This is a genomic window from Streptomyces sp. NBC_01016, assembly GCF_026341035.1.
Lineage (GTDB): Bacteria > Actinomycetota > Actinomycetes > Streptomycetales > Streptomycetaceae > Streptomyces.
Map to the genome: position 1 here is coordinate 1,155,612 of NZ_JAPEOQ010000001.1, position 22,556 is coordinate 1,178,167.

The 22,556-nt window shown below is 70.9% G+C and carries 18 protein-coding genes; 8 read left to right on the top strand and 10 right to left on the bottom strand.

What is annotated here, in order from left to right:
- The first annotated feature begins 5 nt into the window (after positions 1 to 5).
- The 3 genes from cydD to OG746_RS05415 all read left to right on the top strand — a co-directional run bounded on the left by cydD (position 6) and on the right by OG746_RS05415 (position 6,584).
- On the top strand, positions 6 to 3,506 hold the full coding sequence (gene cydD, locus OG746_RS05405; protein WP_266712070.1) for a thiol reductant ABC exporter subunit CydD: 3,501 nt from the start codon (positions 6 to 8) through the stop codon (positions 3,504 to 3,506).
- 106 nt (positions 3,507 to 3,612) lie between these two features.
- On the top strand, positions 3,613 to 5,343 hold the full coding sequence (locus OG746_RS05410; protein ID WP_266712072.1) for a GAF domain-containing sensor histidine kinase: 1,731 nt from the start codon (positions 3,613 to 3,615) through the stop codon (positions 5,341 to 5,343).
- A gap of 254 nt (positions 5,344 to 5,597) precedes the next feature.
- Positions 5,598 to 6,584: a M23 family metallopeptidase gene (locus OG746_RS05415; protein ID WP_266712074.1), complete on the top strand. Its 987-nt coding sequence runs from the start codon at positions 5,598 to 5,600 to the stop codon at positions 6,582 to 6,584.
- Positions 6,585 to 6,635: 51 nt separating this feature from the next.
- Here OG746_RS05415 and OG746_RS05420 read toward each other — a convergent pair whose 3' ends face one another.
- From OG746_RS05420 to OG746_RS05445, 6 genes are all read right to left on the bottom strand, one after another.
- Positions 6,636 to 7,526 carry an HAD hydrolase family protein gene (locus OG746_RS05420; RefSeq protein ID WP_266712076.1) on the bottom strand — a complete coding sequence of 297 codons (891 nt, stop codon included), beginning with the start codon at positions 7,524 to 7,526 and terminating at the stop codon, positions 6,636 to 6,638.
- 107 nt (positions 7,527 to 7,633) lie between these two features.
- Positions 7,634 to 8,587: an LLM class flavin-dependent oxidoreductase gene (locus OG746_RS05425; protein ID WP_266712078.1), complete on the bottom strand. Its 954-nt coding sequence runs from the start codon at positions 8,585 to 8,587 to the stop codon at positions 7,634 to 7,636.
- Between the two features lie 72 nt (positions 8,588 to 8,659).
- A complete protein-coding gene (locus OG746_RS05430) occupies positions 8,660 to 9,202 on the bottom strand; it encodes an RNA 2'-phosphotransferase (protein WP_266712080.1) in 543 nt (180 codons plus the stop codon).
- A 150-nt stretch (positions 9,203 to 9,352) separates the two neighbouring features.
- Positions 9,353 to 10,333 (bottom strand): MerR family transcriptional regulator, encoded by a 981-nt coding sequence (locus tag OG746_RS05435; protein ID WP_266712082.1) that lies wholly within the window; start codon positions 10,331 to 10,333, stop codon positions 9,353 to 9,355.
- The gene (locus tag OG746_RS05440) at positions 10,330 to 12,108 is read right to left on the bottom strand and encodes an SDR family oxidoreductase (RefSeq protein WP_266718731.1); all 1,779 of its coding nucleotides are present in this window, start codon (positions 12,106 to 12,108) and stop codon (positions 10,330 to 10,332) included. Before OG746_RS05440 ends, OG746_RS05435 begins: the two co-directional genes overlap by 4 nt.
- An 11-nt stretch (positions 12,109 to 12,119) precedes the next feature.
- Positions 12,120 to 12,962 (bottom strand): M24 family metallopeptidase, encoded by an 843-nt coding sequence (locus OG746_RS05445; RefSeq protein ID WP_266712084.1) that lies wholly within the window; start codon positions 12,960 to 12,962, stop codon positions 12,120 to 12,122.
- A 226-nt stretch (positions 12,963 to 13,188) separates the two neighbouring features.
- Between OG746_RS05445 and OG746_RS05450 the strand changes: the two genes are divergently transcribed.
- The 5 genes from OG746_RS05450 (at position 13,189) to OG746_RS05470 (ending at position 17,123) form a co-directional block, all read left to right on the top strand.
- On the top strand, positions 13,189 to 14,214 hold the full coding sequence (locus OG746_RS05450) for an ABC transporter ATP-binding protein (protein ID WP_443063113.1): 1,026 nt from the start codon (positions 13,189 to 13,191) through the stop codon (positions 14,212 to 14,214).
- Positions 14,211 to 15,113 carry an ABC transporter permease gene (locus tag OG746_RS05455; RefSeq protein ID WP_266712086.1) on the top strand — a complete coding sequence of 301 codons (903 nt, stop codon included), beginning with the start codon at positions 14,211 to 14,213 and terminating at the stop codon, positions 15,111 to 15,113. The genes OG746_RS05450 and OG746_RS05455 overlap by 4 nt, the downstream gene beginning before the upstream one ends.
- Positions 15,110 to 16,021 (top strand): ABC transporter ATP-binding protein, encoded by a 912-nt coding sequence (locus OG746_RS05460; RefSeq protein WP_266712088.1) that lies wholly within the window; start codon positions 15,110 to 15,112, stop codon positions 16,019 to 16,021. The genes OG746_RS05455 and OG746_RS05460 overlap by 4 nt, the downstream gene beginning before the upstream one ends.
- A 9-nt stretch (positions 16,022 to 16,030) precedes the next feature.
- Positions 16,031 to 16,750: an ABC transporter permease gene (locus OG746_RS05465; protein WP_266712090.1), complete on the top strand. Its 720-nt coding sequence runs from the start codon at positions 16,031 to 16,033 to the stop codon at positions 16,748 to 16,750.
- Positions 16,751 to 16,880: 130 nt separating this feature from the next.
- Complete coding sequence (locus tag OG746_RS05470) at positions 16,881 to 17,123, top strand: SGM_3592 family protein (RefSeq protein WP_266712092.1); 243 nt, start codon at positions 16,881 to 16,883, stop codon at positions 17,121 to 17,123.
- Positions 17,124 to 17,449: 326 nt separating this feature from the next.
- Here the strand turns inward: OG746_RS05470 and OG746_RS05475 are convergent, their stop codons facing one another.
- The 4 genes from OG746_RS05475 to efeB form a co-directional block, all read right to left on the bottom strand.
- Positions 17,450 to 18,274, bottom strand: coding sequence for an HAD family hydrolase (locus tag OG746_RS05475; RefSeq protein WP_266712119.1), 825 nt, complete (start codon positions 18,272 to 18,274; stop codon positions 17,450 to 17,452).
- 51 nt (positions 18,275 to 18,325) lie between these two features.
- On the bottom strand, positions 18,326 to 19,597 hold the full coding sequence (gene serS, locus OG746_RS05480) for a serine--tRNA ligase (protein WP_266712121.1): 1,272 nt from the start codon (positions 19,595 to 19,597) through the stop codon (positions 18,326 to 18,328).
- 643 nt (positions 19,598 to 20,240) lie between these two features.
- Complete coding sequence (gene pheA / locus OG746_RS05485) at positions 20,241 to 21,176, bottom strand: prephenate dehydratase (protein WP_266712123.1); 936 nt, start codon at positions 21,174 to 21,176, stop codon at positions 20,241 to 20,243.
- An 86-nt stretch (positions 21,177 to 21,262) separates the two neighbouring features.
- On the bottom strand, positions 21,263 to 22,555 hold the full coding sequence (gene efeB / locus OG746_RS05490; protein WP_266712125.1) for an iron uptake transporter deferrochelatase/peroxidase subunit: 1,293 nt from the start codon (positions 22,553 to 22,555) through the stop codon (positions 21,263 to 21,265).
- Position 22,556: the final 1 nt, after the last annotated feature.

The following is a 22,556-nucleotide window of genomic DNA, read 5'->3' on the forward strand; positions in this document are numbered from 1 at the left end:
TTCACGTGAAACCGATCGACCAGCGTCTGTTCCGGTACGGCCGGGCCTCACGTCTCTTCCTGATCGCGGTGGTGGTGCTTGGCGCCGCTGGGGCGGGCCTGGTCATCGCGCAGGCGATGCTCATCGCCGAGGTCGTGGTGGGCGCGTTCCAGCACGGCCTCGACGTGGCCGAACTGCGGGCACCGCTGCTGTTGTTGGCGGCGGTCGCGGCCGGTCGCGGGCTCGTGGCCTGGCTGACCGAGCTGGCCGCGCACCGGGCGAGCGCGGCGGTCAAGTCGGAGCTGCGCAGGCGGCTGTTGGAGCGGTCCTCGCGGCTCGGCCCCGGGTGGTTGAGCGGGCAGCGCACCGGGTCCCTCGTGGCGCTCGCGACGCGCGGCGTGGACGCCCTCGACGACTACTTCTCCCGCTATCTGCCGCAGTTGGGGCTCGCGGTGGTGGTCCCGGTGGCGGTGCTCGCCCGCGTCGTCACCGAGGACTGGGTGTCGGCGGCGATCATCGTCGGCACGCTGCCCCTCATCCCGATCTTCATGATGCTGATCGGCTGGGCGACCCAGTCCCGGATGGACCGTCAGTGGCGGCTGCTCTCCCGGCTTTCGGGCCACTTCCTGGACGTCGTCGCGGGCCTGCCGACCCTGAAGGTGTTCGGCCGCGCCAAGGCGCAGGCCGAGTCCATCCGCAAGATCACCGATGAGTACCGCAGGGCGACGATGCGCACCCTGCGGATCGCCTTCCTCTCGTCGTTCGCGCTGGAGCTGCTGGCCACACTGTCGGTCGCGCTCGTCGCCGTGACCATCGGCATGCGGCTCGTGCACGGCGAGATGGATCTGTACATCGGGCTCGTGATTCTGGTGCTCGCGCCCGAGGCGTATCTGCCGCTGCGACAGGTGGGCGCGCAGTACCACGCGGCCGCAGAGGGGCTCGCCGCGGCGGAGGAGATCTTCGCGGTTCTGGAGTCGCCGCTGCCCGAGGACGGCACGCGGGAGGCCCCCGCGGCCGGCGGAATCGGGTTTGAAAGCGTTTCTGTTCGCTACGAAGGGCGGTCCTTCGACGCCGTCTCGGATGTCTCCTTCAAGGTGGCCGATGGCGAGACCGTGGCCCTCGTAGGGCCGAGCGGAGCGGGCAAGTCGACGCTGGTCAGTGCCCTGTTGGGTTTTGTACGCCCTTGTAGTGGGCGAATCGCCGTCGGCGGTGTCGACCTCGCCGAGGTGTCGCGGGAGGCGTGGCACGCGCGCGTGGCGTGGGTTCCGCAGCGGCCGCAGCTGTACGCCGGGTCGATCGCGGACAACGTGCGGCTCGCGCGGCCGGACGCCGATGACGCCGCGGTGCTCGCCGCGCTGCGGGAGGCCGGGGCCCTGGAGTTCGTCGAGGTGCTGCCCCAGGGCGTGGCGACCGTGCTCGGGGAGGACGGCGCCGGGCTCTCGGCAGGGCAGCGGCAGCGGCTCGCGCTCGCGCGGGCGTTCCTCGCGGACCGGCCGGTCGTGCTGCTCGACGAGCCCACGGCCGCGCTGGACGGCGAGACCGAGGCGGGCATCGTCGACGCGGTGCGCAGGCTCGCCGTGGGGCGGACCGTGCTGCTCGTCGTGCACCGTCCCGCGCTGCTCGCCGTCGCGGACCGGGTCGTACGGGTCGAGGCACCTGGCGCGGTGCCGGCGCAGGTGCGTGGCGCCGTGCAGGGGAGCCCGTCCGCGCAGGTCCTTGCCGATGCCGTCGAAGCCGCCCCGGTGGCGGTGCCCGGCGACGTGCCGGTGGACCGGCGCCATGTGCTCGCACGGCTGCGTGACGCCGCCAGGCCGCGCCGCTCGCGGCTCGCCCTCGCCCTACTGCTCGGCGCGCTCGCGCTCGGCAGCGCGGTCGGCCTGATGGCGACGTCCGGGTGGCTGATCTCGCGGGCCTCGCAGATGCCGCCGGTGCTCTACCTGATGGTCGCGGTGACGGCCACGCGCGCGTTCGGCATCGGACGGGCGATCTTCCGGTACATGGAGCGGCTCGTGTCGCACGACGCGGTGCTGCGGATGCTGGCCGACACCCGGGTCGCCGTGTACCGGCGCCTGGAGCGGCTCGCCCCTGCGGGGCTGCGCACGACGCGGCGCGGCGACCTGCTCTCCCGGCTCGTCGCCGATGTGGACGCCCTGCAGGACTACTGGCTGCGCTGGCTGTTGCCCGCGTCGGTCGCCGCGCTCGTGGGCGTGGGGTCGGTGGCGTTCACCGCGTGGATGCTGCCCGCCGCGGGTGCCGTGCTCGCGGTCGGGCTGCTGCTCGCCGGCGTCGGGGTGCCGCTGCTGTCGGGCGCGGTGTCCCGGCGCGCGGAGCGGAGGCTGGCCCCCGCGCGCGGTGTGCTCGCCACGAAGGCGGCCGAACTGCTCACCGGTACCGCCGAACTGACGGTCTCGGGCGCCCTGCCGCGACGGACGACGGAGGCCGCGGAAGCCGACTCCGTGCTCACGCGGATCGCCTCGCGCGCCGCCACCGCGACCGCGCTCGGCGACGGGCTCAGCGCGCTGATCACCGGCCTGACCGTGGCGGCGGCCGCGTTCGTCGGCGTCCAGGGCGTGCGCACCGGGCAGCTCCACGGGGTGTCGCTCGCGGTCGTCGTCCTGACGCCGCTCGCCGCGTTCGAGGCGGTGCTCGGCCTGCCGCTCGCCGTGCAGCACCGCCAGCGCGTCCACAAGAGCGCCGAGCGGGTCTACGAGGTCCTGGACGCGCCGGAACCCGTACGGGAGCCCGAGCGGCCCGCACAGGCGCCGCGGGACCCCTTCCCGCTCGCCGTGCACGGCCTCACCGCCCGCTACGAGGGCCAGGAGCGGGACGCGCTCGCCGGCCTCGACCTGACGCTGGAGCGCGGCCGCCACGTCGCCGTCGTCGGCCCGTCGGGGTCCGGTAAGACGACCCTCGCCCAGGTGTTGCTGCGCTTCCTCGACGCGGACGCCGGGACGTACACGCTCGGCGGTGTCGACGCGGCGGCCCTCGACGGCGACGCGGTCCGGCGAATCGTCGGGCTGTGCGCCCAGGACGCGCACCTCTTCGACAGCAGCCTCCGCGAGAATCTGCTGCTCGCCAAGAAGGACGCCACCGAGGACGACCTGTGGGCAGTGCTCGGCCGCGTACGTCTTCGGGAGTGGGCGCAGGCGCTGCCGGACGGGCTCGACACCCTGGTGGGTGAGCATGCCGCACGTCTCTCCGGCGGCCAGCGGCAGCGGCTCGCGCTCGCCCGCGCGCTGCTCGCCGACTTCCCCGTCCTCGTGCTCGACGAGCCCGCCGAACACCTCGATCTGGAGACGGCGGACGCGCTCACCGCGGACCTCCTGGACGCCACGCGGGGCCGGACGACAGTGCTGATCACGCACCGGCTCGCCGGTCTGGAGGCCGTGGACGAGGTGCTCGTGCTCGACGGGGGCCGGGTCGCCCAGCGCGGCGCGTACGCCGAGCTCGTCGCGGTCGACGGGCCGCTTCGGGAGCTTCGGCGTCGGGAGGGCGCGGCGGAGGCGCTGGCCTGCGCGGAGGGCTGAGGACGCGTTGAGGACGCGCTGAGGCCCTGCGGAGGACCCGCCTCTTCTCTCCCGCCCACCCGGATCCCGACTTTCCTCGCCAATCGGCACTAATTAGGCTCGTCGCATGGCAGCACCCACGGATCCCGGCGCCCCGCCTCCCACCGAGCCCGCCGCGGCTTCCCTGGAGGCGGCGACCGAGGCGACACGCAGCCTTCACGGTCTGTCGGCCGAGCTGACCGCCCGGCTGCCGCAGCTCCTGGAAGCGATGCGTTCCGTGGGCACGGGCCTCGAGCTGCACACCACGCTCGACCGGATCTGCGAGACGGCCGCCGAACTGACCGACGCCAAGTACGCCGCGATCGGCGTCGTCGCCGAGGACGGCGAGGGGCTCTCCGACTTCGTCTACTCCGGAGTCGACGAGGAGACCGCGCGGCGCATCGGGCGGCTGCCCGACGGGCACAAGGGGCTGCTCGGCGCGCTCATCCACGACCCCGTGACGGTGCGCCTGGCGAATCTCGCGGACGACCCGCGCTCCTGCGGTTTTCCCACGAACCATCCGCCGATGCACACGTTTCTCGGCCTCCCCATCCGCGTACAGGGCGAGATCTTCGGAAACCTCTATCTCACGGAGAAGCACGACGGCGGAGAGTTCAACGACGACGACCTGAACATGGTCCGGGTGCTCGCCACGGAGGCGGGCATCGCCATCGGCAACGCACGCCTCTACGAAGCGGCCAAGCAGCGCGAGCGGTGGATCGACGGCTCGGTGGCGGTGACCACCGCGCTCCTTTCGGGCGGCGACGCCGACGACGCGCTCCAGGTGGTCGCCGAACAGTCCCGGCACCTCTCGGACTCGGCGGCCGGCATAGTGATGCTGCCCGCGGAGGAGGGCGGCATGGAGATCGTCGCCGTCGACTCGGACGGACCCTCCGCCGCGCTCGGTGTGATCGTGCCCTCGGAGAGCGAGGTCATCTCCGAACTGCTCGAAGGCCAGGCCGTGTTCGTCGACGACGCGGCCACCGACCCCCGCATGCTGACCGGCCTCGCGCAGGACTACGGGCCGTCCATGATGCTGCCCCTCCAGAGCGGCGGACGGGTCCTGGGGACGTTGGTGATGACCCGCGCGCGTGGGGAGCGTCCTTTCAGCGAGGCGGAGCGCACCCTGGCAACCCAGTTCGCCTCCCAGGCCGCGCTCGCCCTGGTCTCGGCCGACGCGCAGCGCGACCGGGAGCGCCTCGCCGTCCTGGAGGACCGCGACCGGATCGCGCGCGATCTGCACGACCTCGTCATCCAGCGCCTCTTCGCCACCGGGATGATGCTGGAGACCGCCCAGCGCCGCTCCGTGGTGCCCGAGGTGCAGGCAGGCGTCGGCAAGGCGGTCGACGAGCTCGACACCACGATCCAGGAGATCCGCACCGCGATCTTCGCGCTCCAGCAAGGGCCGACCGAGGCGCCGTCGGGCCTGCGCACCAAGGTGTTCCGCGAGATCAACATGGCCGCCGTGCCGCTCGGGTTCAAGCCCTCGCACCGCTTCCTCGGGCCCGTCGACACGGTCGTCGGCGAGCTCACCGGCAAGCACCTCATCGCGGCGCTGCGCGAGGCCCTGTCGAACGCGTTCCGGCACGCGGAGGCCGACCGCATCGACGTCGTCGTGGACGCCACCGTGCTCCTCCCCGACGGGCGGCAGGGCGTCCGTCTGACGGTCGCGGACGACGGCGTGGGCATCAAGGAGGGCGGGCGGCGCAGCGGCCTGAAGAACCTTCAGAAGCGGGCCGAATCGCTCGGCGGCGCCAGTTGGCACGGGGCGGGGATCGACGGGGACGGTACGACGGTGGTGTGGCAGGCGCCTCACTGAGGGCTGTGCGGCTGCTGAGGTCTGCGCGCCTGCGTTCCGAAGACCGCCGGCTCCGAAGACCGCCGGCCGGCGCCGCCCGCCCCGGTTTGGCGGTACGTTCCTGCGCCGTACGGGGCACCCGTTCCCTCGGCCGTACCAGCCCCACAGGAAGCCCGGCGTGCGGCGGTCGACGATCCGATGCATGCGTCATGGACCCCGCCGAACCAGCACATCGCTCGTCCTCCCGGTGCTGCTGTGCGCCCTCGTGGCCCTCGGTGGCCCTCGGTGGCCCGCCCACGGTCTCCCAGGGCGCGGAGGGCCCGGAGGCGAGCGCGGACGTGGCGCGCCTCTTCGAGGAGGCGTCCAAGGCGACGCAGCGCTACGAAGCGGGACGGAAGGCCGCCTCCGTACAGAAGGCGGAGGTACGGACGATGGAGCGGCTGCTCGTGCGGGAGCGGCGGCAGATCTCCGTGCTCCACGGGGACCTCGGCCGGATCGCCCGCGCCCAGTACCGCAGCGGCGGCGACATCCCCATCACGGCGCAGATGCTGCTGGCCGGGAACCCCGAGAAGCTGATGCACGGCCAACGGGCGGTCTGGCAGGCCGACTTGGCACTCAACAACGCCGTGGACAAGAGCAGGCGCGCCGAGCGCAGGCTCGCGGACGGACAGCGCAGGGCGGCGGACGCGTTGCGCGCCCTGAAGGAGCGCAACGCACGGCTCGTCATCCTTAAGAAGGGCATCGAGAGCAAGCTCGAAGCGGCACGCTGGCAGCTCCAGGGACAGGCGGACACCTCGGTCGCCGCGGGGAAGTGCCGGGGCGCCGTACGCCTCAAGGAGCCGAAGAACTCAACCACGCGCGCGTGGCTGCCTCCTGTGGAGAAGTACGAGCTGTCCGCGGGCTTCGACAGCGCGGGCGAGCGCTGGTCGCACCGGCACACCGGACAGGACTTCGCGGTCGACATCGGCACGCCGGTGCGGGCGGCGGGCGCGGGCCGCGTGGTGAGCGTGTCCTGCGGCGGCGCCTTCGGCATCGAGGTCGTCGTGCGGCACCCCGGCGGCTACTACACGCAGTACGCGCACCTCGCCGCGGTCACCGTCGACCAGGGGCAGAAGCTCCGCGCGGGGCAGTGGGTCGGCCAGTCGGGCACCACCGGCAACTCGACGGGGCCGCACCTCCACTTCGAGGTGCGGCTCACGCCGTATCTGGGGTCCGGGGTGGACCCGGTGAAGTGGTTCGCCGAGCGCCACGTGAAGCTGTAGGCGCCAATGGGCAAGCCGGACCAGTCGGACAAGTCAGGCAGGCCGGATCCGCTACCGGGCAGGCGCGTGCGCGGCCAGGATGTCCTCGATGACGCGGGCCACGCCGTCCTCGTTGTTGGTCGCCGTACGGGCGGTCGCGGAGGCCAGGACCTCGGGGTGCGCGTTCCCCATCGCGTAGGACGTGCCCGCCCAGGCGAGCATCTCCATGTCGTTGGGCATGTCCCCGACGGCGACCACCTCGGCGGGCGCGATGCCGCGCTCCGCACAGCACATGGCGAGCGTGCTCGCCTTGGAGACGCCGGGTCCGCTGACCTCCAGGAGCGCGCTCGGGCTCGACCGCGTGATGGTCGCCCGGTCGCCCACGCCCGCGCGGGCCAGCGCGAGGAACGCGTCGGGGTCGAGCTCGGGGTGGTACGCGAGGAGCTTGAGCACCGGCTGGTCCGCGACGGCCGCGCCCTCGAAGTCCGCGGCCAGCAGCTTCTCCGCGGGGGCGACGGTCTCCCCGGGGTCCAGGTGCAGCGGCGGGTACGTCGGCTCGTGGTGCAGGCCGCCGGTGCGCTCGACGGCGAAGGTGGTGCCGGGCGCGACGCCGCGCAGGATGCGGACGACGTCGAGCGCGTCCGGGACCGTCAGCTCGCGGATCTTGACGAAGCGGTGCTCGCCCGCGCCGCCGTGCAGGTCCACGACGGCGGCGCCGTTCCCGCAGATCGCCAGGCCGTGGCCGTGCACATGGTCGCTGACGACATCCATCCAGCGGGCCGGCCGGCCTGTCACGAAGAAAACCTCGATGCCGGCCTCTTCCGCGGCGGCGAGCGCGGCGACCGTACGCGGCGAAACGGTCTTGTCGTCGTGCAGCAACGTTCCGTCGAGGTCGGTGGCGATCAGCCGGGGCGTGGGGGCGGAGGGGGCCGGAGTCCGGGGCCCGGGAGTCGGTGAGGTCACCGAACCATGTTCGCGTATATGCGCGCACGGGCGTGCTGCGGGGCGCACAGATGAGAGCGCACCTGGCTCATGCGCCCCGCCCGGGCCCCGGCGTGACGGAGTCCGATTCAGTCGAGTTGGGCCAGGGCCTCCGTGGCGATCGCCTCGAAGACCTTCTGGTCGGCCGCGAAGTCGGTGTCGGGGATCGGCCAGTGCAGGACGAGCTCGGTGAAGCCCAGCTCCCGGTGCCTGCCCGCGAAGTCCACGAAGGCGTCGACGGAGGCGAGGGGGCGGGCACGGTCCGGGGTGAATCCGGTGAGCAGGATCTTGTCCGGTTCGTCCGCGTCACGGCCGATGGCCTCGCACGCGGCGGCCAGCTTCGAGACCTGCCCGCGAATGGCCTGAATCGACTCCTCCGGGGTGCCCGTCGCGTACAGCTTCGGGTCGCCGGTGGTCACCCACGCCTGCCCGTGCCGCGCGGCGAGCTTCAGGCCGCGCGGACCCGTCGCGGCCACCGCGAACGGCAGCCGGGGGCGCTGTACGCAGCCCGGGATGTTCTGCGCGCCGACGTCGCCGCCTGCCGAGTAGAAGGTCCCGTCGTACGAGACCGTGTCCTCGGTGAGCAGCCGGTCGAGCAGCGGGACGAACTCGGCGAAACGGTCGGCCCGCTCCCGCGGCGTCCACGGTTCCTGCCCGCTGTGCGCGAGGGCGCTCGCGTCGAAGCCGGTGCCGCCCGCGCCGATACCGAGCGTGATCCGGCCACCGGAGATGTCGTCGAGCGAGAGCAGTTCCTTGGCGAGGGTGACGGGGTGCCGGAAGTTCGGCGAGGTCACGAGGGTGCCCAGGCGGATCCGCTCGGTGGCGGTGGCCGCGGCCGTCAGCGTCGGGACCGCCCCGAACCACGGCCCGTCCCGGAACGGCACGCGCCACGACAGATGGTCGTACGTGTACGCGGTGTGGAAACCCAGCTCCTCCGCGCGCAGCCATGCCTCGCGGGCGCCCTCGTGCCAGCGGCGGTAGGGCAGGATCACGGTGCTCAGGCGCAGCGGGCGAGGGGGTGTGGCGGGAGCGTTGTCGGTCATGACTGTGAGCGTATGCGCAGTGGGCACGGCGGTCGTCCGGGGCGGTTCCACCGTGTGGCCGCGAGCGCGGGCTCAGCGGGAAAAGCGCAGGTAGCGTGGGGGTACAGCGGCGGTGAGCCAGACGCCGTTGGCGCTCAGGCGGAACGTGTGGCCGTCCCGGTGCATCGTGCCCGAGTCGACCGGGAGCACGACGGGCCGGCCGCGCCGGGCGCCGACCCGGGTGGCGGTCTCGCGGTCGGCGGAGAGGTGCACGTCGTGCCGGTTCATCGGCTTGAGGCCCTCGTGGCGGATCGCGTCGAGGAAGCGGGCGACGGTGCCGTGGTACAGGTACGCGGGCGGTTCGGCCACGGGCAGGTCGAGGTCGATCTCGATCGAGTGGCCCTGGCTCGCGCGGATCCGGGAGCCGTCGATGGCGAAGCGCCGTTTGTCGTTCTCGGCGACCACCTGTTCCAGCTCGGCCCGCTCGATGGTGAATCCGTGCGCACGGGCCGCGTCGAGCAGCTCGTCGATCTCCACCCAGCCCGCCTCGTCGAGCGTCAGGCCGATGCGCTCCGGCTGATGCCGCAGGTGCTTGGAGAGGTACTTCGAGACCCTGACGACGCGTTGCTCGTTCATCGCGCCAGAGTGCCCGGGAGAGTCTCCGCGGCGCATGTGGATTTCCCTTGCGGACCCCCTTGGATTGCTTTCGCAAATTTTGGTCCGGATGTTTGATCCACAGCCAAGTCCAGTTATCCACAGGCCAGTTGGCAATTCTGTGGACAACTCTCAAGCCAGATGGCCCTTTTGGTCAACGGTGGGAGTATTGCTGGGGTTTGAGGTCAATGCATCCAATGTCCTTGTCTGTACCTCTCGTTCGGCTGCCGCCGCGATGAAGGCGGAGACGTGCTCGGGGCCAACAAGCCTGCGCACGGCCCGCATTGTCTCCACCGGTAGGGCGACGGATTGCTGCTCATCCGCCACTTCGACCGCCGGTTCCTCGGCAAGGTGGCGATGGAGGTGCCGGGTGGCGAACATCCGCATTGCCCGGGCAAGTTCGGCGTCCACGGACTGCTGCGCGAGCGGCCGGAGTCGTCGTACGAGCGAGGCCGCTTCGGCCGCTTCCGTGTCCGTCGGCGGTTGCGGACCGAGATAGCGTGCGAAGACATGCTCGGTGGTGAACTCCAGGAAACGCGCCGCTATATGTTCGACGTGCCCCCTCAACTCCCGTAGATGACCGGAAATTGCGGACAGCGGGACACCTGCCGCGTGCAACTCGGCGGCGACCGCCAGCTCTTGAGGGCTCGGTACGAGTAACTCGTCGTCCTTCCCCGGTACGTGTTCGAGCACACCGAGGTCGAGCGCGTCCCGCACGGCGGCCTCATCGGGTTCGCCGCCGAACCTCTCGTCCAGCTCCGCGCGCGTGATGCGCCCCGCCCGCTCGTCCGTCCACGGGCCGTCCACCTCCGCGACCAGACCGAGCACGCCGCCCAGGCCGCGCCCCGCGTCCCAGGCCTCCAGCAGCTCCTTGATGGACGCCAGGGTGTAGCCGCGGTCCAGCAGGTCGGCGATCTGGCGCAGCCTGGACAGATGCGTGTCCGTGTACACATTGGCCCGCCCGCGGCGCTCGGGCCGCGGCAGCAGCCCGCGGTCCTGGTAGGCGCGGATCGTACGGACCGTGGCACCGCTGTGGTGGGCCAGGTCCTCGATCCGGTACTCGGCGGCCGACTGCTCCGCCCTCTCCTGTGGTCCCGGGGCCTCGCTGCTCACAGTGGCGGCTCCATCCGTGCGACCGCGCGCAGGGCCTTGGGCGTGAAGCGGGACATGAGGTGGGCGCCGCGGGCCTCCGGGGTGACCGGGACGACCGCCTTGTTGTGCACGACGGCGCCCAGGATCGCCTCCGCGACCTTCTCCGGCGGGTAGTTGCGCAGGCCGTACAGGCGGGAGGACTTCTTCTGGCGGCGCTGCTCCTCCTCGGCGTCCACCCCGGCGAAGCGGGCCGTCGCCGTGATGTTCGTGTTCACCAGGCCGGGGCAGATCGCGGAGACCCCGATGCCCTGCCCGGCCAGCTCGGCGCGCAGGCACTCGCTGAGCATCAGGACGGCGGCCTTGGAGGTCGAGTACGCGGGGAGCGCCTTCGAGGGCTGGTACGCCGCCGCGGACGCGGTGTTCACGATGTGGCCGCCCTGCCCGCGCTCGGCCATCTGCTTGCCGAACAGGCGACAGCCGTGGATGACGCCCCACAGATTGACGTCGAGGACCTTCTTCCAGTCCTCCGGAGTGGTGTCGAAGAACGAGCCGGACAGGCCGATCCCCGCGTTGTTCACCAGGACGTCGACCACGCCGTACTCGGCGGCGACCTTCTCGGCGAGCTTCTCCATGGCCTGCTCGTCCGTGACGTCCACGGTCTCGCCCCACGCCTCGGGGGCGCCTATGAGCTGGGCCAGCTCGGCGGTCCGCGCGACGCTCTCTGCGTCCCGGTCGACGGCGACCACGCGCGCGCCGGCCTCCGCGAAGGCGAACGCGGTGGCCCGGCCGATGCCGCTGCCCGCACCGGTCACCAGGACCAGCTGACCGGCGAACCGGTCCGCGTGCTTCCCGTCGGCCGCCGGGCGCTGCGCGGGCACTCCCGCCGCTTGCCCCTCGTGCGCGGTGACGAACTCGGTGATCCAGGCCGCGAGTTGGTCGGGGCGGGTGCGCGGAACCCAGTGCTTGGCGGGCAGGACGCGGCGCGTCAACTGCGGCGCCCACAGCTCCAGCTGGTCGTACAGCTTCGGCGACAGGAAGGCGTCCCCGAGCGGCGTGATGAGCTGCACGGGCGCGTGCGCGTACGCGTCCTCGCGCGGGCGGCGCAGTCGCGACCGTACGTTGTCCCGGTACAGCCAGGCTCCGCGGGCGGCGTCCGAGGGCAGCGACGACGTCGGGTAGTCGCCCGCAGGGACCCGCTCGACGCGCTCCAGGATCTTCGGCCAGCGCTTGCCGAGCGGACCGCGCCAGGCGAGCTCGGGAAGCACCGGCGTGTGCAGCATGTACACGTACCAGGACTTGGCGCCCTGGCCGAGCAGCTGGCCCACCTTGGCGGGCGTGGGCTTCTTCACGCGCTGCTTGATCCAGTGCCCGAAGTGGTCGAGGGACGGGCCCGACATCGACGTGAAGGACGCGATGCGGCCCTGCGTGCGCTTGACCGTGACGAACTCCCACGACTGCACCGAACCCCAGTCGTGTCCCACCAGGTGCACGGGCCGGTCCGGGCTCACCGCGTCGACGACCGCCAGGAAGTCGTCGGTCAGCTTCTCCAGGGTGAAGCCGCCGCGCAGCGGTTGCGGCGCCGTCGACCCGCCGTGTCCGCGTACGTCGTAGAGCACCACATGGAAGTGGTCAGCGAGGCGCGTGGCGACCTCCGACCACACCTCCTTGGAGTCCGGGTAGCCGTGCACGAGCACCACTGTCGGCCGCTCGGCCCCGCCGGGTTCCCCCAGCTCGACGACGCACAGCTCGATACCGCCCGTGCGCACCCGGCGCTCGCGCGCGCCGTCGATCTTCATCAGGTCCGTCATCAGATGCCCTCCGCCCAGCGCCGCACGTGCGGCAGATCGTCGTCCAGCCAAAAGGCGCTCTCCTGCGGGTCCTTGGAGTCGGTGACCACGAGAAGCTCCTCGAACTTGGCGCCCGTGCCCCGGAATCCGAGGTGGGGTTCGACCGCCCACAGCCCCGGCTGCGGCGGGTGGTCGGAGAACTTGTACGGCGACCACAGCGGCGACCAGCCGTCCCTGTGCCCGTGCAGCGCGTCGCTCGCCAGGCCCTTCAGGGACTGGGTGCCGAAGCCGAACAGCGTGGCGTTGAACCGCCGCTCCTTGACCCGGTCGACCTTGTGCGCGATCACGCCGAAGGGATACGCCCGGTGCCGGTTCGCATAGCCCTGGCGGACCATCAACCGCTCCACGTCCTCGTAGATCTCCCGCAGTGAACGCCGCTCGCGCACCTCGCGCAGGATCAGGTCGCGGTGCGCCTCAAGGTCCGAAAGCAGCTTGTCGTGCACGGGGTTGAGGCCGAGGCAGCCCGAGTAGCCGATGTCCGCGGTGTACCCCTGGTGGACCGGCGCCATGTCGAGGATGAAGGGCATCCCCGCCTCCAGCTTCCGGTTCGTCGGGAAGAACTGCAGCGGTACGCGGAAGTTCGCGAACGCCGTGCGGTCCCCGAACCAGGCGAAGGGCAGATGGAACCAGTCCCGCACCCCGCGCTCGCGCAGCCACTCCCGCTGCATCCGCGCCGCCTCGCGCTCCGTCACACCCGGCTTGAGCTGTGCCGCGACCGATTCCGCGCACTCGTACGCGAGCCTCTGTACTTCTCTGAACCCCCGCAGTTCCGCCGAGAGTTCACGTACCACCGCTGAGGTCATGCCACCGTCCGTCCCGGTCGCGGCCGCCCCGATGCCGTGACCGGGCCGTCGCCGTACGCGCTCGTAACTTGACACTGATGAATGTGACAATGCTTGGCGGCGACGTCAAGGGGCTTGCACGGGCTACTCAGGGTGGACCCCTAGGGATCCGTAATACTCAGGTCTTAGGCGAGGTCGACCCCACGGTCTGACGAATTGGTGTGGCCTGCGCCACTACGGTCGAACCGTGACTGTGATCGCGACCGAAAGCCTGAGCAAGCGGTTCCCCAAGGTGACCGCCCTTGACCGGCTGACCATGGACATCGGGCCCGGTGTGACCGGACTCGTCGGATCCAATGGAGCCGGCAAGTCCACCATGATCAAGATTCTGCTTGGTCTGTCCCCCGCGACGGAGGGCCGAGCCGAAGTGCTCGGGCTCGACGTCGCGGACCCCTCATCGGGTCCCAAGATCCGTGAGCGCGTCGGCTACATGCCGGAGCACGACTGCCTGCCGCCGGACGTCTCGGCGACCGAGTTCGTCGTCCACATGGCGCGCATGTCGGGCCTGCCGCCCACGGCAGCCCGCGAGCGCACCGCGGACACCCTGCGCCACGTCGGCCTGTACGAGGAGCGCTACCGCCCCATCGGCGGTTACTCGACGGGCATGAAGCAGCGCGTGAAGCTGGCCCAGGCGCTGGTGCACGACCCGCAGCTGGTGTTCCTTGACGAGCCGACGAACGGCCTGGACCCGGTCGGCCGTGACGACATGCTCGGCCTGATCCGGCGCGTGCACGCCGACTTCGGCATCTCGGTCCTCGTCACCTCGCACCTGCTCGGCGAGCTCGAGCGCACCTGCGACCACGTCGTCATCATCGACGGCGGCAAGCTGCTGCGCTCCAGCTCCACCACGGACTTCACGCAGGCCACGGCGACGCTGGCGATCGAGGTCACCGACAGCGACGAACACCCGGACGGGACAAAGGCGTTGCGCGAGGCGTTCGCGCAGCGCGGCATCGAGACCAGCGCCGGCGGTGAACTGCCCGGCGCCGGGCACACCGTCCTCATCACGGCGCAGGGCGAGGAGACGTACGACGTCGTGCGCGACATCGTCGCGGACCTCGGCCTCGGCCTGATCCGCATGGAACAGCGCAGGCACCAGATCGCGGAGGTCTTCCGCCCCGAGGCCGAGGCGCAGCAGGAGCAGGGCTCCGAGCGCGCGGCGGCCTGGGCGGCCACCGCCGCATCGCAGCAGACGGGAGGCGCGGCGCGATGACCACCGAGCCCATGCCGACGGACCGGGCGTCCACCCAGATCCACAACATCGGCTACCGCCATTACGACGGCCCCCGCCTGGGCCGCGCGTACTCGCGCCGCTCGCTCTTCTCACAGAGCCTGCGCGCTGCCTACGGACTCGGCCGCTCGGCCAAGTCCAAGGTGCTGCCGATGCTGCTCTTCGTCGTGATGTGCGTCCCGGCGCTGATCATGGTCGCGGTGGCCGTCGCCACGAAGGCCAACGACCTGCCCGTCGCCTACACGCGCTACGCGGTCATCCTCCAGGCGGTGATCGGCCTCTACGTGGCGTCCGCCGCGCCGAACGCCGTATCCCTGGACCTGCGCTTCAAGTCGATCCCGCTCTACTTCTCCCGCCCCATCGAGCGCGTCGACTACGTAGTAGCGAAGTTCGCCGCCATGGCGTCGGCCCTGTTCATCCTCACGGCCGCGCCACTGATCGTGCTCTACGTAGGCTCTCTGCTCGCCAAGCTGGACTTCACGGAGCAGACCAAGGGATTCGCCCAAGGACTGGTATCCGTGGCGCTGTTGTCGCTGCTCTTCGCCGGGATCGGACTCGTCGTCTCCGCCGTCACCCCGCGCCGCGGGTTCGGCATCGCCGCCGTCATCGCCGTCCTGACGATCACCTACGGCGCGGTGTCCACGGTCCAGGCGATCGCCGACGCCCAGGACAACGCCGGGGCGGTGACCTGGCTCGGCCTCTTCTCACCGATCACGCTCATCGACGGAGTGGGGACCGCGTTCCTCGGAGCGAGCTCGTCCTTCCCCGGGGCACACGGACCCTCGACCGGCCAGGGACTCGTCTATCTGCTCGTCGTCCTCGGGCTCATCGCCGGCTCCTACGGGCTGCTGATGCGCCGCTACCGGAAGGTCGGACTGTGACCACGATCAACATCGACCACGTCTCGCGCTGGTTCGGCAATGTCGTCGCGGTCAACGACGTCACGATGAACATCGCCCCCGGAGTGACCGGCCTGCTGGGGCCGAACGGCGCGGGCAAGTCCACGCTCATCAACATGATGGGCGGCTTCCTCGCCCCCTCGAACGGATCGGTGACCCTCGACGGACAGCCGATCTGGCGCAACGAACAGATCTACCGCCACATCGGCATCGTCCCCGAGCGCGAGGGGATGTACGACTTCCTCACGGGACGCGAATTCGTCGTCGCCAACGCCGAGTTGCACGGCCTCGGCAAGCAGGCCGCCCAGGAGGCGCTGGCCACGGTCGAGATGGAGTACGCGCAGGACCGCAAGATCTCGACGTACTCCAAGGGCATGCGGCAGCGCGTGAAGATGGCTTCCGCGCTCGTCCACACGCCGTCGGTGCTGCTGCTCGACGAGCCGTTCAACGGCATGGACCCGCGCCAGCGCATGCAGCTCATGGAGCTGCTGCGGAGCATGGGGGACGAGGGCCGCACCGTCCTGTTCTCCTCGCACATCCTCGAAGAGGTCGAGCAACTGGCCTCCCACATCGAGGTGGTCGTCGCGGGCCGGCACGCCGCGAGCGGCGACTTCCGCAAGATCCGCCGCCTGATGACCGACCGTCCGCACCGCTACCTGATCCGCTCCAGCGACGACCGGGCGCTGGCCGCCGTACTGATCGCGGACCCGTCGACGGCGGGCATCGAGGTCGACCTGAAGGAGGGCGCGCTGCACGTCCAGGCCGTCGACTTCGGCCGGTTCACGACGCTGCTCCCGAAGGTCGCGCAGGCGCACGGCATCCGGCTGCTCACGGTCTCGCCGTCCGACGAGTCCCTCGAGTCCGTCTTCTCGTATCTGGTCGCGGCGTAGGAGGCCCTGATGTACGACCCCACTGTCGCCCGACTCACCTACCGGGCCCTGCTCGGCAGGCGCCGGGCCCTCATCCTCTTCGCGCTGCCCGTGCTGCTGATCGCGATCGCCGCGCTCGTGCGCGGGCTCACGGGAGCAGACGACCAGACCGCGTCCGACCTCCTCGGCGGCTTCGCGCTCGCCACGATGGTGCCGCTGATCGGTGTCATCGCGGGGACCGGAGCCATCGGCCCGGAGATCGACGACGGCTCCGTGGTCTACCTGCTCTCGAAGCCGCTCAAGCGGCCCACGATCATCTTCACCAAGCTCATCGTGGCGATCGGCGTGACCATGGTGTTCTCCGCCGTCCCGACGCTCATCGCGGGCCTCATCCTGAACGGGAACGGGCAGCAGATCGCCGTCGCCTACACGATCGCGGCTCTCGTCGCCTCCATCGCGTACGCGGCGATCTTCCTGCTGCTCGGCACGGTCACCCGGCACGCGGTCGTCTTCGGCCTCGTCTACGCCCTCGTATGGGAGGCCCTGTTCGGGTCCCTGGTCTCCGGGGCGCGCACGCTCAGCGTGCAGCAGTGGTCGCTCGCGGTCGCCCAGAAGGTGGCCGGCGGCGACCTCGTCACCTCGGACGTGGGGCTGCCGCTCGCGACGGTGCTCCTGGTGGTGGTGACGGTTCTGGCGACCTGGTACGCCGGGCAGAAGCTGCGGACCCTGAAGCTGGCCGGTGAGGAGTAGGACCCGGCCGCCGCACGGGCTCCGGGTCGGTTCTTGATGCCGATTTCACCCTCCCACCAGGACACTGGTGGGAGGGTGCGCCGTTCGGCAGGCGCCCCGATGAAGACCCGGAGTACCCGGAGGACCCGCGATGGCACACGAACCGAACCGCGAGGGGGACCGGCCCGGTCAGGGCGACGACACCTGGGACGACGTCGTCCTGGACACCGACTTCATACGTGCCGCCGAGACGACCGAACCGTCGGCGCGGGCCCGCATGCTCGCCGAGCGGTGGCGAAAGGGTGGCCCCGAGCCCCAGCCGTGGCGTTCGGACGAGCCGCCCGCGGGGTGGTTCTTCAGCAAGGCGCGGCGGCGCAGGCGGCGCCGCCGGTGAGCCGGTGGGCGCCGGCGATTAATTCGGTGGCGTCGAACTCCGCCGCGCGGCACAGTAGTTGTGTCAGTGCGCCGACCGTGGCGCCCAAGGACCGGGAGAGGAGCGCGGCGATGTCCTTCAACAGTCCGTCGAGCTCCCGGCAGGGCGGCCCGAGGCAGGCTCCGGAGTAGTCATTGCACTCCGTCGAGCCGCGCCCAGGGTGTCGCCCGGGGCGGCCGCTTCGAGCGCGTGTCCTTCTTCCGTGACACGCGGGCCGCCCACCCTTTGCATCGAGGGCCGGCCCCGGTACAGCCGGGGCCGGCCCTCGATGCAACATCACAAACCGCTCAGCCGAGCAACCGCTCCAGCACCACCGCGATGCCATCGTCCTCGTTCGACGACGTCACCTCGTTGGCCACCGTCTTGAGCTCCTCGTGGGCGTTCGACATGGCCACGCCGTGGGACGCCCAGCCGAACATCGGGATGTCGTTGGGCATGTCGCCGAAGGCGATCGTGTCGACGGCCTTCGCGCCCAGGCGGCGGGCCGCAAGGGAGAGCCCCGTGGCCTTGGAGAGGCCGAGCGGGAGCAGCTCCACGATGCCCTCGCCCGCCATCGTGACCCCCACCAGACCGCCGGCGACGGTGCGCGCGACCTCCGCCAGCTGGTCGTCGGTCAGGCCCGGATGCTGGACGTACACCTTGTTGAGCGGCTGCGCCCACAGCTCCGCGAGCTCCGTGAACGGGACGACCGGGAGCGGGCCCTCCTGCACCTCGTAGCCGGGGCCGACGATGACCTCGCCCTCGAGGCCGTCGCGGCTCGCGGCGAGCGCCAGTGGGCCGAGCTCGGCCTCGATCTTGGCGAGCGCGAGCCCCGCCAGCTGCCGGTCGAGCGTCACCGAGGTGAGCAGCCGGTGCTCCCCCGCGTGGTAGACCTGCGCGCCCTGGCCGCACACCGCGAGCCCCTCGTAGCCGAGGTCGTCGAGGATGTGGCGGGTCCAGGGCACGGCCCTGCCGGTCACGATGATGTGCGCGGCGCCCGCCGCGGTGGCCGCGGTGAGCGCGTCACGCGTGCGCTCGGAGACCGTGTCGTCGGAACGCAGCAGCGTTCCGTCGAGATCGGTCGCCACGAGCTTGTACGGAAAGGCAGGGGCGAGGGGAGCGGGGTGGCTCACTTGGCGTTCGGCTCCAGGCTGGGCAGGCTGCGCAGGCCGGTCAGGCTGCGATTACTTGGGGTCCAGGGTGGTGCGTCCCCCAAGGTAGGGCCGGAGCATCTCCGGAACCCGCACCGAGCCGTCGGCCTGCTGGTGATTCTCCAGGATCGCGACGATCGTGCGCGGGACGGCGCACAGCGTGCCGTTCAGCGTCGCGAGCGGCTGGACCTTCTTGCCGTCGCGCATCCGGATCGACAGGCGGCGCGCCTGGAATCCGTCGCAGTTCGAGGCCGAGGTCAGCTCGCGGTACTTGCCCTGCGTCGGGATCCACGCCTCGCAGTCGAACTTGCGCGAGGCGGAGGCGCCGAGGTCGCCGGTGGCGACGTCGATCACCTGGAAGGGCAGCTCGAGGCCGGTCAGCCACTGCTTCTCCCACTCCAGGAGCCGCTGGTGCTCGTTCTCCGCGTCCTCCGGGGCGACGTACGAGAACATCTCGACCTTGTTGAACTGGTGCACGCGGAAGATGCCGCGGGTGTCCTTGCCGTACGTGCCGGCCTCGCGGCGGTAGGACGGCGAGAAGCCGGCGTAGCGCAGCGGCAGCTGTGCGCCGTCGACGATCTCGTCCATGTGGTACGCGGCGAGCGGGACCTCGGAGGTGCCGACCAGGTAGTAGTCGTCCTTCTCCAGGTGGTACACGTTCTCCGCGGCCTGGCCGAGGAAGCCGGTGCCCTCCATGGCGCGCGGGCGCACCAGGGACGGGGTCAGCATCGGCGTGAAGCCGGCCTCGGTGGCCTGCGCGATCGCCGCGTTGACCAGGGCGAGCTCGAGCAGCGCGCCGACGCCGGTCATGTAGTAGAAGCGCGAGCCGGAGACCTTCGCGCCGCGCTCGACGTCGATGGCGCCGAGCGCCTCGCCGAGCTCCAGGTGGTCCTTGGGCTCGAAGCCCTCGGCGCCGAAGTCGCGGATCGTGCCGTGCGTCTCCAGGACGACGAAGTCCTCCTCGCCGCCGCGCGGGACGTCGGGGTGCACGATGTTGCCCAGCTGGAGCGCCAGGCGCTGCGTCTCTTCCTCGGCCTCGCGCTGCTCGGCCTCTGCGGCCTTGACGGCGGCGGAGAGTTCGCCCGTCTTCTTCAGCAGCTCCTGGCGCTCCTCGGGGGAGGCCTTGGGGATCAGCTTGCCGAGCGACTTCTGCTCGGAACGGAGTTCGTCGAAGCGGAGCCCGGACGACCTGCGCCGCTCGTCGGCGGACAGGACGGAGTCGACGAGCGCGACGTCCTCTCCACGGGCGCGCTGGGAGGCGCGAACACGGTCGGGGTCCTCACGGAGCAGGCGAAGGTCAATCACCCCTCAAGGTTACCGTTGCCCGCTTCGGGCCCACGACCCGATATCCGTTGCACTCCCTTATGCCCTATTTGCCGGAATGTGAATTGAGGGTGGAGCGCGGCTGGAAAAGATCCACACGAGGCCCCGTCGGGCGTGTCAAGGAAAACTGCCACTTTCCCTTGAAAGGGGCAGACGCGGCACTTCACCTTGACCCGATCCCCTTGCCGCGGGCGGGACTTGGGGGCCCGCTATCCACAGTGATGCACAGGCCAGAAAAGTTATCCACAGGCTGTGAAAATGATCTGTGGATGCCGGAAGAGATCATTCCGAAAGCCACATGCGTAACGAAGAATTCCCCTCTCAAACCGCGTGCAAGCTCACTTTCGGGTGGAAATGCTTCACTCCAAAGAGTTGATCACGGCAAATGCATGGACGAAGGGTGACCTGCCGGGCTGTGGACGCATCTGGGGGCTGTGGGCCGATTTGTCGACCAACCAGCACCTTCCTGTCGACTTGTCCCCAGGTCGAGAAGGCGCCCTGTGGATAACTTCTGTGGATGAAGAAAATCCGCTGGTAGGACCGGGTGTCCAGGCAAAAAGGAGCCGGATCCGGCGGTGGACAACCCGGATCCGGCAGTGGATTACGGCCGGCTAGGGCCGATGCGCTAGAACCGGCCGTCCTGGCAGCGCGCCAGCCAGTCCGACGCCGCCACGAACTCGCCGTCCGAGGTTCCCGAGCGCAGCGGGCGCACGTCCTCGACGGCGACCCCGGCCCGCGGGTACGAGCCGAGGAAGCGCACCTCCGGGCAGGCCCGCTTCAGCCCCATCAACGCCTCGGCCACCCGGCGGTCCGCGATGTGCCCCTCCGCGTCGATCGCGAAGCAGTAGTCGCCGATGCCCGTGCCGGTGGGCCGGGACTGCAGCAGCACCAGGTTGACCCCGCGGATGGCGAACTCCTGGAGCAGCTCCATCAGCCCACCGGGGTGGTCCTCGCGCTGCCAGATGACGACCGAAGTCTTGTCCGCGCCGGTGGGCGCCGCGGGCCGGGCCGGCCTGCCGACCAGGACGAAGCGCGTCTGCGCGTTCTCCGCGTCGTGGATCTCGGTGACCAGTGGCACGAGCCCGTACTTCTCGGCCGCGAACTCGCCGGCGAACGCGGCGTCGTAGCGCCCCTCCTGTACGAGACGCGCGCCGTCGGCGTTCGACGCCGCGGACTCCCAGATCACGTCCTCGGCCAGGTTGGCCTTCATCCACTTGCGCACCTGCGGCTGGGCGGCCGGGTGCGCGGTGACCGTCTTGATGTCGGAGATCGCGGTGCCGGGGCGGACGAGCAGCGCGAAGGTGATGTCGAGCAGCACCTCGCGGTAGATCATCAGCGGCTCGCCGGCGACCAGCTCGTCGAGGGTCGTGGTGATGCCGCCCTCGACGGAGTTCTCGATCGGCACGAACGCGGCCTCGGCCTTGCCACTGCGGACGGCGTCGAGCGCCGCGGGCACGGACACCACGGGGACGAGTTCCCGGGTGGCCGTCTCCGGGAGCGTGCGCAGGGCGACTTCGGTGAAGGTGCCCTCGGGGCCGAGATACACGTAGCTGGCTGGCATGGGCTCACCCTAATGCGCCCTACGAGGCCGGGCTCACGGATGCGTCACGGGCCACCTCACCCGGCGACGGCCCCACCCGGACCCGCTCACCCCTCCAGCAACGCCTGCCCCACATAGCCGCCCTTCTCGGCGCCGCCGGGCACCGCGAAGAGCCCGCTCGCCTCGTGCCGGATGAACTTCGACAGGGCGTCGCCGCGGTCGAGCTTGCGCTGCACCGGCACGAAGCCGCGCAGCGGATCCGCCTGCCAGCAGATGAAGAGCAGGCCGGCGTCCGGGGTGCCGTCCTTGTCGTAGCCGTCGTGGTACGAGAACGGGCGGCGCAGCAGCGCGGATCCGCCGTTCTGGTCGGGCCGGGTGATGCGGGCGTGCGCGTTGAGCGGGATGACGAGGTCGCCGCTGGCGTCCGTCTTCTCCAGGTCCGGCTCGGTGGTCTCCTTGCCGCCGGTCAGCGGGGCGCCGCTCGACTTCTTGCGCCCGATGACGTGCTCCTGCGCCGTCGTCGACAGCTTCTCCCAGTCGTCGAGGAGCATCCGGATGCGGCGTACGACGACGTACGAGCCGCCTCCCATCCATGCGGGGGACTGCGTGGAGCCCGAACCCGGCACGAAGATCCGCTTGTTGAAGTCGGCCTCGGACGGCTTGGGGTTGTTGGTGCCGTCGACCTGGCCCATCAGATTGCGGACCGTCATCGGGTGGGCGGTGGCCCCCGGCGAGCGGTTGAAGCCGTTCATCTGCCAGCGCAGCCTGGCCACGCCGCCCGCGTCCTTCTGGATCGCGCGCAGCGCGTGGAAGGCGACGAGCGGGTCGTTCGCGCCGATCTGCACCCACAGGTCGCCGTTGCTGCGCGCCTTGTCGAGGTGGTCGGAGTAGAAGTCCGGCAGCGGGTCGAGGGCGGCGGGGCGCTGCTTCTCCAGTCCCGTACGGGAGAAGAAGCTGTGGCCGAAGCCGAAGGTGACCGTCAGCGACGAGGGGCCCGCGTCCCGGGCCACATCCGTGTCGTCCGAGGCCGAGGGCTCGCCCGCCATCAACCGCTCGGCCGTCGCCGACCAGCGGCGCAGCAGGGCCGCGGCCTCCTTGCGCCCCGCACTCGCGGCCAGGTCGAACGCGACGAGGTGCCCACTGGACTGCATCGCGGTGGTGATGCCGGGCTGATGTTTCCCGTGAAACATCACCTCGTCCGCCCCGATCGAGGTCAACGTGGCCTGCTGCTCTGGGGAGTTCGAGGACGCCACGGCATACCCCGCGCCCGCACCGACGGCGCCGAGAGCGACGCCGGTGGCACCCGCCGTCCCGATCAGGCGGCGCCGCGAGATGCCCGGGGAGGACTCGGTACTGCTCTTGGAGTCAGCCGTGTCAGCCGTGTCAGTCGTGTCAGCCATG